At 53.3% G+C, this 13943-nt stretch carries 11 protein-coding genes and 1 pseudogene; 8 read left to right on the forward strand and 4 right to left on the reverse strand.

Annotated features, from left to right (window positions below; translation table 11 throughout):
- Positions 1–103 precede the first annotated feature (103 nt).
- From cydD to AAIG26_RS12550, 7 genes and pseudogenes are all read left to right on the forward strand, one after another.
- A complete protein-coding gene (gene cydD, locus AAIG26_RS12520; RefSeq protein ID WP_097406915.1) occupies positions 104–1870 on the forward strand; it encodes a cysteine/glutathione ABC transporter permease/ATP-binding protein CydD in 1767 nt (588 codons plus the stop codon).
- Positions 1871–3592 carry a cysteine/glutathione ABC transporter ATP-binding protein/permease CydC gene (gene cydC / locus AAIG26_RS12525; RefSeq protein WP_343179964.1) on the forward strand — a complete coding sequence of 574 codons (1722 nt, stop codon included), beginning with the start codon at positions 1871–1873 and terminating at the stop codon, positions 3590–3592.
- A gap of 106 nt (positions 3593–3698) precedes the next feature.
- Positions 3699–4400 (forward strand): leucyl/phenylalanyl-tRNA--protein transferase, encoded by a 702-nt coding sequence (aat, locus tag AAIG26_RS12530; protein ID WP_020457221.1) that lies wholly within the window; start codon positions 3699–3701, stop codon positions 4398–4400.
- A 289-nt stretch (positions 4401–4689) separates the two neighbouring features.
- The gene (gene infA, locus AAIG26_RS12535; RefSeq protein ID WP_001040187.1) at positions 4690–4908 is read left to right on the forward strand and encodes a translation initiation factor IF-1; all 219 of its coding nucleotides are present in this window, start codon (positions 4690–4692) and stop codon (positions 4906–4908) included.
- A gap of 159 nt (positions 4909–5067) precedes the next feature.
- Positions 5068–5511: an antitoxin Xre-like helix-turn-helix domain-containing protein gene (locus AAIG26_RS12540; protein WP_343179966.1), complete on the forward strand. Its 444-nt coding sequence runs from the start codon at positions 5068–5070 to the stop codon at positions 5509–5511.
- Positions 5508–5972 (forward strand): RES domain-containing protein, encoded by a 465-nt coding sequence (locus AAIG26_RS12545; RefSeq protein ID WP_020457219.1) that lies wholly within the window; start codon positions 5508–5510, stop codon positions 5970–5972. The genes AAIG26_RS12540 and AAIG26_RS12545 overlap by 4 nt, the downstream gene beginning before the upstream one ends.
- A gap of 102 nt (positions 5973–6074) precedes the next feature.
- Positions 6075–7462: pseudogene (locus AAIG26_RS12550) on the forward strand (diguanylate cyclase).
- Between the two features lie 67 nt (positions 7463–7529).
- On the opposite strand, the gene clpA reads toward AAIG26_RS12550, so the two are convergent.
- Both clpA and clpS read right to left on the reverse strand, forming a co-directional pair.
- On the reverse strand, positions 7530–9821 hold the full coding sequence (gene clpA, locus AAIG26_RS12555; RefSeq protein ID WP_017456165.1) for an ATP-dependent Clp protease ATP-binding subunit ClpA: 2292 nt from the start codon (positions 9819–9821) through the stop codon (positions 7530–7532).
- Positions 9822–9851: 30 nt separating this feature from the next.
- Positions 9852–10172 carry an ATP-dependent Clp protease adapter ClpS gene (clpS, locus tag AAIG26_RS12560; protein ID WP_017456164.1) on the reverse strand — a complete coding sequence of 107 codons (321 nt, stop codon included), beginning with the start codon at positions 10170–10172 and terminating at the stop codon, positions 9852–9854.
- Positions 10173–10500: 328 nt separating this feature from the next.
- Between clpS and cspD the strand changes: the two genes are divergently transcribed.
- Positions 10501–10722, forward strand: coding sequence for a cold shock-like protein CspD (gene cspD, locus AAIG26_RS12565; protein ID WP_007374119.1), 222 nt, complete (start codon positions 10501–10503; stop codon positions 10720–10722).
- A gap of 64 nt (positions 10723–10786) precedes the next feature.
- On the opposite strand, the gene macB is transcribed toward cspD, so the two are convergent.
- Positions 10787–12733, reverse strand: coding sequence for a macrolide ABC transporter ATP-binding protein/permease MacB (gene macB, locus AAIG26_RS12570; RefSeq protein WP_343179967.1), 1947 nt, complete (start codon positions 12731–12733; stop codon positions 10787–10789).
- Entirely contained in the window at positions 12730–13842 is a 1113-nt protein-coding gene (macA, locus tag AAIG26_RS12575; protein ID WP_343179968.1) for a macrolide transporter subunit MacA, read from the reverse strand. The genes macB and macA overlap by 4 nt, the downstream gene beginning before the upstream one ends.
- Positions 13843–13943: the final 101 nt, after the last annotated feature.

Genomic DNA, 13943 nt, shown 5'->3' on the forward strand with positions numbered 1-13943 from the left:
CAGTAACAAAGGTAAAAAAGGCGACTATAAGTCGCCTTTATTTTTGCTCCGATGTAACATTGCGCCAGCTCAAAATCCGATAACTTCACCTGCAAAGCGCGCAATGAATAAAACCCGTCAACAAGAACTGACCCGCTGGTTAAAACAGCAAAGTATTATTTCCCGTCGCTGGCTGACGCTCTCCCGCCTGCTCGGCGTGGTCAGCGGCGTGCTGATCGTCGCGCAAGCCTGGATTATGGCGCGTATTCTGAACCATATGATTATGGAGAATATCCCGCGCGAAGCCCTGTTACTGCCGTTCACCTTGCTGGTTCTGATTTTTATCCTGCGCAGTTGGGTAGTCTGGCTACGTGAACGTGTCGGTTTCCATGCAGGTGCGCATATTCGCTTCGAAATTCGCCGTCAGGTTCTTGATCGACTGCATCAGGCCGGTCCGGCGTGGATCCAGGGAAAACCCGCAGGAAGTTGGGCCACGCTGATACTTGAGCAAATCGATGATATGCACGATTTCTACGCCCGCTACCTGCCGCAAATGGCGCTGGCGGCGAGCGTTCCGCTGCTGATTGTTATTACCCTGTTCCCGATTAACTGGGCTGCGGCGTTAATATTGCTGGGTACAGCTCCGTTAATTCCGCTCTTTATGGCGATGGTCGGAATGGGCGCGGCGGATGCAAACCGTCGTAACTTCAAAGCGCTGGCGCGCCTGAGCGGCCACTTCCTTGACCGCTTACGTGGAATGGAAACGCTACGCATTTTTGGCCGCGGTGCTGCAGAAACAGAAAATATTCGTCATGCCTCGCAGGATTTTCGCAGCCGCACCATGGAAGTGCTGCGCATGGCCTTCTTATCTTCCGGTGTGCTGGAGTTCTTCACCTCGTTATCGATTGCATTGGTGGCGGTCTACTTCGGTTTTTCCTATCTCGGCGAGCTGAATTTTGGTCACTACGGGGCTGGCGTAACCCTGTTCGCCGGTTTTCTCGCGTTAATTTTGGCACCGGAGTTCTTCCAGCCGCTGCGCGATCTCGGTACCTTTTATCACGCTAAAGCCCAGGCGATTGGCGCAGCGGATAGCCTGAAAACTTTTATGGAAGCGCCACTCGCACATCCGCAGCGAGGTGATATCACGCTGAAAACCGATGAGCCGGTAACACTGACGGCGAGCGATTTGCTGCTGAAATCTCCCGAAGGCGCAGTACTCGCCGGACCGCTCAATTTTTCCCTGTCCGCTGGTCAGCGCGTCGTCGTGGTAGGAAGAAGCGGCTCTGGCAAGAGTTCGCTTATCAATGTACTTTCCGGTTTTCTGCCTTATGAAGGTTCATTGCGCGTTAACGGCATCGAACTGAGTGAGTTAGATCCGGATAGCTGGCGCGAAGCGATAAGTTGGGTTGGGCAAAATCCGCAACTTCCCGCCACCACGTTGCGCGAAAATGTGCTGCTGTCACGCCCCACTGCCAGTGATGCAGAGCTGCAAGCCGTTCTGGATAAAGCCTGGGTCAGCGAGTTTCTGCCACTGCTGCCAGAGGGACTGGAGACACAGCCTGGCGATCAGGCGGTACGCCTCTCTGTTGGTCAGGCGCAGCGTGTGGCCGTTGCCCGTGCGCTGCTCTCTCCCTGCAAACTACTGTTGCTGGATGAACCTTCCGCCAGCCTTGATGCCCACAGTGAGCAACGCGTAATGCAGGCACTTACCGATGCCTCACGCCAGCAAACGACTCTGATGGTGACGCACCAGTTAGAAAACCTGGCTGACTGGGATGCTATCTGGGTAATGCAGGATGGCCAGATTATGGAACAAGGCAGCTACGCCGAACTCGTTGCTGCGCAGGGGATTTTTGCGGATCTCCTTGCCCATCGCCAGGAGGAGATTTAAATGCGCGCCTTACTGCCTTATCTCGCACTGTATAAACGCCACAAGTGGATGTTGATGCTCGGGGTTATCCTCGCCGTTATCACTTTGCTTGCCAGCATTAGCCTGTTGACGCTCTCCGGCTGGTTCCTCTCTGCGTGCGCCGTGGTTGGCGTCGCGGGCATCTACAGTTTTAACTATATGCTGCCCGCCGCCGGTGTGCGTGGCGCAGCGATTATTCGTACGGCCGGGCGCTATTTTGAACGGCTGGTCAGCCATGATGCGACGTTTCGCGTACTGGAACATTTGCGCGTTTCGACATTCAGTAAACTGCTCCCCCTCTCCCCTGCCGGACTGGCGCGTTTTCGCCAGGGCGACCTACTGAACCGCGTCGTCGCCGATGTCGACACGCTCGATCATCTTTACCTGCGCGTCATCTCCCCGCTGGTTGGTGCTCTGGTGGTGATCATTGTTGTCACCCTGGGTTTAAGCGTACTGGACATACCGCTGGCGCTGATATTGGGCGGTATCATGCTGGCAACCTTGATTATCCTGCCCCCGTTATTTTACCGCGCGGGCAAGCCGACCGGCGAAAGCCTGACCGCACTGCGCGGGCAGTATCGCCAGCAATTAACCAACTGGCTGCAAGGCCAGGCGGAATTAACCATTTTTGGTGCCAGCCAGCGATATCGTGCGCAGTTAGAAAACACCGAACTTAGCTGGCATGACGCCCAGCGCCGTCAATCCGATCTAAGTGCAGTCTCGCAGGCCGTGATGCTGCTCATCAGCGGCACGGCAGTGTTGGTTATGCTGTGGTTTGCTTCCGCCGATATTGGTGGTAACACGCAGCCCGGCGCGTTGATTGCGCTGTTTGTATTCTGTGCGCTTGCGGCTTTCGAAGCGCTGGCTCCGGTCACCGGTGCATTCCAGCACCTGGGGCAGGTTATCGCGTCCGCCATACGCATCACGCAGATAACGGAATGCCAGCCGGAAGTGACGTTCCCGCAAAATAGTGTCATCACGCCAACAGATGTCGCCGTGCAATTCGATGCCCTGACATTTAACTACCCAGGCCAACCACAGCGTGCGCTGGACTCAATTTCTTTATCGATTGCCGCCGGAGAACATGTCGCGATCCTTGGCCGAACCGGGTGCGGCAAATCCACGTTATTGCAATTACTGACGCGCGCATGGGATCCGCAGCAAGGAGAGATTCGTCTCAATGACCAGCCGCTGGCAAGCTTTGCGGAAGCTGATTTACGCAAACTTATCAGTATGGTGCCACAGCGTGTTCATCTGTTTAGCGCAACGCTGCGTGATAACTTATTGCTGGCCTCACCGCAGGCCAGTGACGATACCCTGAGTGCGATGCTAACTCGCGTCGGGCTGGAAAAACTGCTTGAGGATAATGGGCTCAACGCCTGGCTTGGTGAAGGCGGACGCCAGCTCTCGGGCGGTGAACTACGCCGTCTGGCGATTGCTCGCGCATTATTGCATGATGCACCGCTGGTGCTTCTGGACGAACCGACCGAAGGCCTGGATGCCGCAACAGAGAGCCAAGTCCTTGAATTACTGGGTGATGTGATGAAAGGCAAAACGCTGCTGATGGTCACACACCGTCTGCGTGGACTGGCGCGTTGCGATCGGATAATTGTGATGGACAACGGGCAAATAATTGAGCAAGGTAATCACGCAGCGTTAATGGCGAAACAGGGTCGGTACTACCAGTTTAAGCAGCGTCTGTAGTGGCTATTCGTCATTTTGCCGTTTCTGTAACGGCAACGTTAAAGTGGAACGGCCAAAATGACGATAGTAAGTAGGGTCCCTTGTCGCGTTGTGGAGCACAGAAGTCATGCGCCTGGTGCAGCTCTCTCGTCATTCTATCGCTTTTCCTTCGCCCGAAGCGGCGTTGCGTGAACCCAATGGACTGCTGGCGCTGGGCGGCGATCTCAGTCCGGCGCGTTTGTTAATGGCCTACCAGCGCGGTATCTTCCCCTGGTTCTCGCCTGGCGACCCAATCCTGTGGTGGTCGCCCGATCCGCGCGCCGTGCTGTGGCCGGAAACCTTTCATGTCAGCCGCAGTATGAAGCGTTTTCATAAAACCTCTCCCTATCGCGTAACGCTGAATCATGCTTTTGGTCAGGTGATCGATGGCTGCTCGCAGGATCGCGATGAGGGCACGTGGATAACGCCTGACGTGGTGATGGCTTATCATCGCCTCCATGAGCTGGGGCATGCGCACTCGATTGAAGTCTGGGAAGGTAACGAGTTGGTGGGTGGGATGTATGGCGTGTCACAAGGTGCGCTGTTCTGCGGTGAATCAATGTTTAGTCGCCGTGTAAATGCCTCCAAAACAGCATTGCTTGTTTTTAGCGGCGAATTTGTACGCATGGGCGGCGAGTTAATTGATTGCCAGGTGCTGAATAGCCATACTGCATCGCTCGGCGCCATTGAGATCCCGCGGCGGGATTATCTTTTACACCTCGAGAAAATGCGCAAACTTCCGCTCCCTTCCCACTTCTGGGTGCCCCGAACGCTGTTTTCATCGCTCTGACGAATGTTTTCGGCACATTTTTTATCAGGGTGTTATAATGGACGCTCAGAGCAGCTTTTGCCTGTTGCCCCGCCCCACCCGGGAGTTGTTCGTATCAGGGATGCCCTTCGCTTTACTCCACCGCTCCCCTTTACGGTTGCGCTTTTAGCGCGTCCTGGCTGTTGGCGTGAGGGTAACTGGCAAAAGTCGTTTTGCTGCGTTTTATCAGCGCAAATCTTTACTTAACAGACGAACTTCGGCATTATCTTGCCGGTTCAAAAATTATGGTAGTGATACCCCCGAGGATTAGATGGCCAAAGAAGACAATATTGAAATGCAGGGTACCGTTCTTGAAACGTTGCCTAATACGATGTTCCGCGTAGAACTGGAAAACGGTCACGTGGTCACTGCGCATATCTCCGGTAAAATGCGTAAAAACTACATCCGCATTCTGACGGGCGATAAAGTGACTGTGGAACTGACCCCGTACGACCTGAGCAAAGGCCGCATTGTCTTCCGTAGCCGCTAAGATCTTCCATCAGCACAGCTAAGTGCATCAATTTTAAAAAAGGCCGGGTAATTCCCGGCCTTTTGTTTTTCTTACGCCAATCCTTCCTGATTAGAGTTTAACCAATGACGACAATTGTCTATACTTAACCCTGACAAATGTCATCACATGGGAGGAAAGATGAGAACCTGGAGCCCGGATCAAAAACCAGCCGAAAATGCACTCTGGCGCTTTGCCGGTTTCCCCGCCAACAGAGGACTAAAACTCGTTCAGATGTTGAACGAAGGCTTGCCAGTCAGCATTCTCGACAATATTCATGAATGGACAGAAATGTCCCGCTCCGACATCCTGCGCGTCACGGGTATCAATGAACGCAATATTGCGCGTCGCAAAAGCGCCGGCCGTACACTCACACCGGAAGAAAGTGAGCGTATTGCGCGTTTAGTAAGGGTTGTTGATGCTGCGGTACAGTTTTTCGGTAGCAAAAGGATGGCGTGGGACTGGCTGGAAACCCCCGTTCGCGGCCTTGGCAATGTGGCGCCGATTTCGCTGATTGCCACTGAAAGTGGCGCGCTGGAAGTGACCGACCTGCTCGGCAGGCTGGAACACGGAGTGTTTGCGTGATCTTTTATCGACTGGTAACGCGCCGCTACGCCAGCGAAGCCTGGACAGGCAGCGGTGCAAATCTTTATGGCGGTCGCTGGAATCACAAAGGTCACCCGGCGGTTTACGTCGCCTCATCCGTTTCGCTTGCCGCACTCGAAATGCTGGTGCATATGCACAGTGACGCGGTTATGAACCAGTATGGACTGTTCAGTATTGAGATCCCTGACAAGGAGATTGAATATCTGGATAAGCAATGGCTACCGCCGGACTGGCAGGAAAACCCGGCGCCGCTTTCGACTATGGATTTAGGTACCGCCTGGCTGGAAGCCAACAGCGCCGTCGCGCTGGTGCTGCCGTCATGCGTTGTTCCGCTTGAGAATAATGCAATTCTGAACCCGAATCACCCCGCTTTTAATAAGCTGTTAAAAACCGTAAAAGCGCTTCCTTTCTTTTTTGATCCACGCCTGGCACACCCGTAATTTTTGCACAACTTACCGGGCGATGTTTTTTCTTGACCAGCCCCCTGCCTTCCGCCGTACTATCTTGCGCATACTTCATCAAAATTAATGGTTGGCGAAAGCATGGAACAGGTTGGACACAATCATCACTCATTACTTCTCACAGAGTGGCAGGTCTTACTGCAGCAAACGCCACCGCAAGTACACGATATTCTGTCTGCCCTGACCGATGAGGAAATTCGCCATCTGGTTAATGTTTTTTATGACTACATGCTTTCGCACAGTGAAAGTGAGCTGTTTTTAAACACTGAACAGGTCAGTACACGCCTTAGCCATAGTATGTTTCACTGGCTGCGCAGCGTGTTGGGTAGTGCGAAAGAGGACATCGAACAACTTCTGGAAAAACAGCGGGAAATTGGTATCGTTCATGCGCGCATTGGTTTACCGATCGATCTTGTCGCTCGGGGAGCGCGTAAGCTGAAAATGAACTTTATGATTTATTACAAGCAAAAGCGACGATTCCCCCCATATTACTCAGCCAAACCCTTTGCTTTAGCAGCCTGGCAATGGATACCGCGATAGAAGCCATGACCGTTTCATATTCGCCAGGTTATCAGAATTCAATGCAGGCACAGGAACAGTACCGCCTGTTATCCATTTATGATGATGTGAATGTTGAGCGCGAGCGACAGATTAGCGCCCTGACCAGCTGGGAAAACCAGTTTATCTACAATATCGCCACCGGATTGCCCGCAGCGGATCTGATTTACCTGTCGGAATCGGATTTCGGCATGTGGTTTTCTCATAAAGGTAAGCATCTGCTGGGCAATCAGAAGATGCTGGCTAACATGGATGCACTCATTAATCAGGCTGACGAGCGCATTACTCGGGCGCTTACGGCAGAACAATCGCCAGAGATGGAGCCACGAATGGCGGTGTTGCAGACAGTACGCCAGCTTACCGGGCAAATCCACCGTCTGCTTGTCGCGATGTTCGACGCGCTGGTAGAGCTGGAAAATGGCAAAGATCCACTGACGCAACTGCTTAACCGCCGCTTTATTCCCACCATTATGCGCCGGGAGATCTCGCTGGCACTGAATGTGCGTAAACCCTTTATTCTGGCGATGCTGGATATTGATCACTTTAAGAGAATCAACGACAGCTTCGGGCACAGCGCGGGCGATATCACGCTCAAAACGGTAGCCGCTGCCATCTATGATCACTTCCGCAGCAGTGATTACGTTTTCCGCTACGGCGGTGAAGAGTTTATGGTGCTGCTGGTCGAATCTGACCTGTTACAGGCGAAGATCATTCTGGAAGCGCTGCGGCAGAAAATCGCCGCGTTGACGATTGAAGTCACACCCGCACAACACTTCTCGGTCACCGTTAGCATTGGCGTCGCCGGGTTTGATTACCACCCGGATTACAAGCGTTTAATTGATAAAGCGGATCGTGCGCTTTATGTTGCTAAAAGCCACGGGCGCAATCGTATCGAAACCAGCGTTATTTGAAGCTGCTTTTGCAGGCATAAAAAAACCGGGCTGATATCGCCCGGTTTTTAGATGTGAAGTACAGAGATTAATGTGCTGCTTCCGGTTTGTGCTTCTGCGCACTCTGGAAGCCGTATTCCAGCTCATTTTTCTCTTTATTCAGTGTTACCGTGACCTGGCCACCATCAACCAGCGAACCGAACAGCAGTTCGTTGGCCAGCGGTTTTTTCAGGTTGTCCTGGATAACACGCGCCATCGGGCGAGCGCCCATTGCGCGGTCGTATCCTTTCTCCGCCAGCCAGTCGCGAGCTTCCTGGCTGACTTCCAGCGATACGCCTTTCTGATCCAACTGCACCTGGAGTTCGACAATAAACTTGTCGACCACCTGATGGATCACCTCAGTCGACAAGTGATCGAACCAGATAATGTTGTCCAGACGGTTGCGGAACTCCGGCGTAAAGATCTTTTTGATCTCTTCCATCGCATCGGTGCTGTTATCCTGGTGGATAAGACCAATGGATTTGCGCTCGGTTTCACGCACCCCGGCGTTGGTGGTCATCACCAGCACCACGTTGCGGAAATCAGCTTTGCGCCCGTTGTTATCAGTCAGCGTTCCGTTGTCCATCACCTGCAACAGCAAGTTAAAGACGTCCGGATGCGCTTTTTCGATTTCATCAAGCAGCAGCACCGCGTGCGGATGTTTGATCACCGCGTCGGTCAACAGACCACCCTGATCAAAACCTACATAGCCCGGAGGCGCACCAATCAAACGGCTGACAGTATGACGTTCCATATACTCGGACATATCAAAACGCAGCAGCTCAATGCCCAGCGCTTTTGACAACTGCACTGTCACCTCGGTTTTACCCACGCCGGTTGGGCCAGCAAACAGGAAGGAACCGACCGGTTTATGGTCTTGACCCAGCCCTGCACGGCTCATTTTGATGGCCTCGGTTAATGCCTCAATGGCTTTATCCTGACCGAACACCAGCATTTTCAGACGATCGCCAAGATTTTTCAGCGTGTCGCGATCGCTCTGAGAAACACTCTTCTCAGGAATACGCGCGATACGGGCCACCACCGATTCGATATCCGCCACGTTAACGGTTTTCTTACGCTTGCTTACCGGCATCAGACGCGCGCGCGCGCCCGCTTCGTCGATAACATCAATCGCTTTATCCGGCAGATGGCGATCATTGATGTATTTCACCGCCAGCTCTACCGCCGCACGCACCGCTTTCGCGGTATAACGCACATCGTGGTGCGCTTCGTATTTCGGTTTCAGGCCATTGATAATCTGCACCGTTTCCTCGACGGACGGCTCAGTGATATCAATTTTCTGGAAGCGACGCGCCAGAGCACGATCTTTTTCAAAGATATTGCTGAATTCCTGATACGTGGTGGAACCCATGACGCGGATTTTACCGCTGGAAAGCAGCGGCTTGATCAAGTTTGCGGCATCCACTTGCCCACCAGACGCAGCGCCTGCACCGATGATGGTATGGATCTCATCGATAAACAGAATGCTGTTATTGTCCTGCTCAAGTTGTTTCAGCAGCGCCTTGAAACGTTTTTCGAAATCGCCACGGTATTTAGTACCGGCCAGCAGTGAACCGATATCCAGCGAGTAAATTGTGCAATCTGCCATCACTTCTGGCACGTCGCCCTGCACAATACGCCACGCCAGCCCTTCGGCGATGGCGGTTTTACCTACGCCGGATTCACCCACCAGCAGCGGGTTATTTTTACGACGGCGGCACAGAACCTGAATCGCACGTTCAAGTTCTTTACCACGGCCAATCAGCGGGTCGATTCCTCCCACACGAGCAAGCTGATTAAGGTTGGTGGTGAAGTTTTCCATACGTTCCTCCCCTCCTGCCTGCTCTTCGCTGTTCACCTGCCCGCTACTGCTGCTGCCAGTGGCGTCAGATGATGGGCCTGGCTCGTCTTTACGCGTGCCGTGAGAGATAAAGTTCACCACGTCAAGGCGGCTTACTTCATGTTTGCGCAGCAGATAAGCCGCTTGCGACTCCTGCTCGCTAAAAATGGCAACCAGCACGTTCGCGCCGGACACTTCGCTGCGCCCGGATGACTGAACGTGAAACACCGCGCGCTGAAGAACACGCTGGAAGCTGAGCGTCGGCTGTGTGTCGCGCTCTTCTTCGCTCATGGGTAGAACGGGTGTGGTTTGTTCGATGAAGGCTTCGAGTTCCTGCCGCAGCGCCACCAGGTCCACTGAACACGCTTCCAGCGCTTCGCGGGCAGATGGGTTACTGAGCAGCGCCAGTAACAAGTGCTCGACGGTCATAAACTCATGTCGGTGCTCGCGCGCTCTGGCGAAAGCCATGTTTAAACTGAGTTCCAGTTCTTGATTGAGCATAGGCACCTCCCCCAAGTTTCATGCCTGCATTCAGGCTCTTTCCAGCGTACACAGCAACGGATGCTCGTTCTCCCTGGCGTACTTGTTCACCATTGCGACTTTCGTCTCGGCAACCTCAGCGGTGAAAACACCGCAAATGGCCCTGCCGTGATAGTGAACCGTAAGCATCAGTTGCGTTGCACGTTCTACATCATAAGAAAAGAACTTTTGTAGCACGTCAATAACAAATTCCATCGGCGTGTAATCATCGTTCATTAACATAACTTTATACATGGATGGCGGTTTCAGCGCGTCGCGCAGTTTATCTTCCGCCAATTGGTCGAAATCCAGCCAGCTATTGCTCTTACCCATCGTTAGCGTTTCATCTTAGGTTACAGTTTCCGGCAGCGTTTAATCGGCCGATTACATGAGTCTAGATGTATTTTCAATCTACATCAGATGACAGATAACAATCATCTATCGTTGTCATTCGCGACGGCTGTCACATTCCTTTGTAATAGCGTTAACTGCTTCAAAATTTTGATGCGTCGCCTCCAAGAACCCCTGCCAAATGCTTGACGCGTTATACGAATTATCTAAATTGTACAGTCGAGAGTTGGCGAGGTTTTGAACAGCCCGCTTGCTCTACCACCGGTTCATTCCATCTTACTTAAATAAGATTTACGAAGGATGTCGAAGCATGGAAACGGGTACTGTTAAGTGGTTCAACAATGCCAAAGGGTTTGGTTTTATCTGCCCTGAAGGCGGCGGCGAAGATATCTTCGCGCATTACTCCACCATTCAAATGGATGGTTACAGAACGTTAAAGGCCGGGCAGACTGTCCGGTTTGATGTACACCAGGGCCCTAAAGGCAATCACGCCAGCGTCATCGTGCCCGTAGAAGTGGAAGCCATGGCCTGAAGCCTGTTATCACATTGTGTACATGCCGCAGTCAAAATGCCAGCCCAATCGGCTGGCATTTTTATTACTCGCGAGCCAGCGCATCTACTGGATCCAGCCGTGCGGCATTACGCGCAGGCAACCAGCCGAACAGCACACCGGTAAATGTCGAACATAAAAACGCCGTTAACAGTGCCACCGGTGAAAACCCAATCTCCCAGCCCGGTAAAAAGAGTTGCAAGGTAAAGGCAATCAACATAGATAGCGTGACGCCGAGCGCGCCACCGACAAGGCAAACAAACACCGCCTCAATCAGAAACTGCGACAAGACGTCCCCCGCCCGGGCACCAACTGCCATCCTGATGCCAATCTCACGCGTCCGCTCGGTGACCGACACCAGCATAATATTCATCACACCGATACCGCCAACCAGCAACGAAATGACCGCCACCAGCGTTAAAAACAGCTGAAGAGTACGTGTGGTCTTTTCCGCTGTTTTCAAGACCCCGTCCATATTCCAGACGAAGAAATCTTTCTTACCGTGGCGCAGGCTGAGCAACCGCGTGAGCTGCTGTTCCGCCTGCTCACTGCTGTAGCCCTCATTCACCCGCACCGTAATGGAGTTTAGCCAGGACTGCCCCATAATACGCCCGGAGATGGTGCTGTACGGCAGCCAGACGCGCAGGATTTTGCTGCTGCCAAACATCGATTGCTTCTCCTCCGCCACACCAATCACCGTCGCCGGCATGTTACCCACCAGGATTACCTCGCCGACCACGCTGGCTTTATTGGGGAATAACTGACGGCGGGTGTTGCTGTCGAGCACCACCACTTGCGCCCGACCTTTCAGTTGCTCTTCGTTAAACGAGGCACCTTCGCTGAACGTCATGCCATACACATTAAAATATTGCCCGCTTACGCCATTGGCGCTCGCCGCCACATCAATATTGCCGTAGCGCAAACGCAGATTTTGTGAAACGGCAGGTGTGGCTGATTTAACCCAGGGCTGCTTCTGAATCGCCTGCAGATCGTCATATTTCAGCGCCTGCTGGTATTGTGGCTCGTCATCGCCAAAATCTTTGCCGGGATAGACATCAATCGTATTGGTGCCTATTGAGCGAATATCCGCCAGCACCAGCTGTTTAGCCGCGTCGCCGACCACCACAATCGAGACCACCGAAGCAATACCGATAATAATGCCGAGCATGGTCAACAAGGTGCGCATTTTATTGGCCGCCATGGCGCGCCAGGCCATGGTCAACGCTTCCTGAAAACGGCTGACAAATTGCCGCCAGCCCCCGGCGTGCGTCAGGATCGCATCATGGTTTGCGGGCGCGGCGACTTCCGTTTTGGCTGGCGGATTACTAATTATCTCGCCATCACGAATTTCAATCACCCGCTCTGCCTGCGCGGCCACCTGCGGATCGTGCGTCACGATAATTACCGTATGCCCGCGATCGCGCAACTGATGCAGGATTGCCATCACCTCTTCGCCTGAGTGGCTGTCGAGGGCGCCGGTCGGTTCATCGGCCAGAATCACCTGGCCGCCATTCATCAACGCGCGGGCAATACTCACGCGCTGTTGCTGTCCGCCGGAGAGCTGCGACGGTTGATAATCCGCCCGCTCCCCCAGCCCTAAGCGGGTCAGTAATGCTTTTGCGCGCTCCAGTCGCGCTTTACGTTCCGTCCCCGCATACACCGCCGGAACTTCGACGTTCTGCGCAGCGGTCAAATGGGAAAGCAGATGATAACGCTGAAAGATAAAACCGAAATGTTCGCGGCGTAGCTGCGCAAGCTGGTCGCTACTGAGCAACGACACATCCGTTCCCGCCACCCGGTAAGTGCCGCTGGTGGGCTTGTCCAGGCACCCCAGAATGTTCATCAGCGTGGATTTTCCGGAGCCGGATGCGCCAACAATCGCCACCATTTCGCCAGCATTAATGCGCAGCGTGATGCCTTTTAGCACCTCGACCGGTCCGTCACCGGACGGGTAACTGCGGCGAATATTATTCAGTTCCAGCAATGCGGTCATTGCACCGCTCCGCTTTTCTCGCCAATCACCACTTCTTCGCCCGCATCCAGGCCTTTCGTCACCACCACTTCCGTATCATTACGTGCGCCCAGCGTCACCTCGCGCTCGCGGGTTTCACCATTACGCAGCACCTTCACTTTATAACGGTTGTCCCCCACCGGATCGCCAAGCGCCGCCAGAGGGATGGTGATCACATTCTTCAGGCCGGTCAGTTGGATATGCACCTGCGCGGTCATATCAAGGCGCAACACACCCTCCGGGTTTGGCACTTCAAAACGCGCATAGTAAAAAATCGCATCGTTGACCTTTTCCGGCGTCGGCAGAATATCTTTCAGCTCGCCTTCATAGCGTGTTCCCGGATCGCCCAGCACGGTGAACCATGCTTTCTGCCCCGGCTTGAGGTGGATGACATCCGCTTCGGAAACCTGCGCTTTTACCAGCATGGTACTCATATCGGCCAGCGTCAGGATGTTTGGCGCTTGTTGCACGGCAATCACCGTCTGGCCCTGCAGCGTGGTGATTTGCGTCACTTCACCGGCCATCGGCGCAAGGATGCGTGTGTAATCAAGGTTGGTTTTCGCGGTATCCAGTGTGGCCTGGTTACGTTTGATCTGGGCATCAATGGTGCCAATTTGCGCTTCTTTTACCGCCACATCTGTCGCAGAGGTGTCCAGATCCTGGCGGGAGATCAAATTGCTTTTCACCAGCTGCTGCTGACGTGCTAGTGTTACCTGGGCCAGCTTCAGTTCAGCCAGCGCCTGACGCCGCTGCGCCCGTAGTTCCATTAATGTCGCATCGACTTCCTTGATTTGGTTTTCCGCCTGCTCGGGGTCGATCACGCCTAAAAGCTGATCTTTCTTTACCTTATCGCCGATATTCACCGACAGTGTTTTTAACTGACCATTTACCTGAGCGCCAACATCAACCTTACGGAGCGCATCCAGCTTCCCGGTCGCCAGCACGCTTTGTTGCAATTCACCCGGCCGCACTATCAGCGTCTGGTACTGAATGACCGGGGCATTAAGTTTGCTCCACAACCAAAATGCTGCCAGTAAAACCACCACTGCCAGCACAATCATTACTGTCCTGCGTTTTCCCTTCAGTTTCATAACAATCCCAAATAATCGGACCTGCGGTTTATCAAATCATTTTTAACTAAACAAAATATCAACGAAACAGAAAATTCTTATTTTCTCCATCTTTCATTTAG

Origin of the sequence: Kosakonia sp. PSU_27, from assembly GCF_039409795.1 — a bacterium.
Taxonomy (GTDB): domain Bacteria; phylum Pseudomonadota; class Gammaproteobacteria; order Enterobacterales; family Enterobacteriaceae; genus Kosakonia.

Excerpts from the sequence above, each read along its gene's own strand:
- macB (WP_343179967.1), bottom strand. The coding sequence starts at position 12,733 with ATGACCGCATTGCTGGAACTGAATAATATTCGCCGCAGTTACCCGTCC.
- clpA (WP_017456165.1), bottom strand. The coding sequence starts at position 9,821 with ATGCTCAATCAAGAACTGGAACTCAGTTTAAACATGGCTTTCGCCAGA.
- cydD (WP_097406915.1), top strand. The coding sequence starts at position 104 with ATGAATAAAACCCGTCAACAAGAACTGACCCGCTGGTTAAAACAGCAA.
- macA (WP_343179968.1), bottom strand. The coding sequence starts at position 13,842 with ATGAAACTGAAGGGAAAACGCAGGACAGTAATGATTGTGCTGGCAGTG.
- cspD (WP_007374119.1), top strand. The coding sequence starts at position 10,501 with ATGGAAACGGGTACTGTTAAGTGGTTCAACAATGCCAAAGGGTTTGGT.
- cydC (WP_343179964.1), top strand. The coding sequence starts at position 1,871 with ATGCGCGCCTTACTGCCTTATCTCGCACTGTATAAACGCCACAAGTGG.
- clpS (WP_017456164.1), bottom strand. The coding sequence starts at position 10,172 with ATGGGTAAGAGCAATAGCTGGCTGGATTTCGACCAATTGGCGGAAGAT.
- AAIG26_RS12540 (WP_343179966.1), top strand. The coding sequence starts at position 5,068 with ATGAGAACCTGGAGCCCGGATCAAAAACCAGCCGAAAATGCACTCTGG.
- aat (WP_020457221.1), top strand. The coding sequence starts at position 3,699 with ATGCGCCTGGTGCAGCTCTCTCGTCATTCTATCGCTTTTCCTTCGCCC.
- infA (WP_001040187.1), top strand. The coding sequence starts at position 4,690 with ATGGCCAAAGAAGACAATATTGAAATGCAGGGTACCGTTCTTGAAACG.